Source organism: Paraburkholderia sp. SIMBA_027 (assembly GCF_046535315.1).
Taxonomy (GTDB): Bacteria; Pseudomonadota; Gammaproteobacteria; order Burkholderiales; family Burkholderiaceae; genus Paraburkholderia; species Paraburkholderia tropica.
On record NZ_JAWRWY010000614.1, the window covers coordinates 1 to 271 of the forward strand.

Sequence of the window (271 nt, forward strand, 5' to 3'; positions counted from 1 at the left end):
CTCCTCAGCCAGCGCCCGCTCGACCGTCGTGGCGCGCTGACTCTGATCGCAGCCGGGACCGCCCTCATCGCCGTCTGCTATGGCTTTGCCCGCTTCGCCTATGGGCTGTTCCTTCCGCCCATTCGCACGGAGTTCGGTCTCGAGGCTTCGACCGCGGGCGCCATCGCCTCCGGGTCGTATGTGGCCTACTGTGCAGCGATCATCGTCTCCACCGCGCTCACGCCGCGATTCGGCGGTCGCGTCCTTGCCGTGTCCGCCGGGGTCATTGCGG

1 protein-coding gene is annotated in these 271 nt (G+C 68.6%); it reads left to right on the plus strand.

From position 1 onward, the window contains the following. The coding region (locus SB764_RS40470; RefSeq protein ID WP_410866822.1) for a YbfB/YjiJ family MFS transporter at positions 1-271 on the plus strand (271 nt) is incomplete at both ends.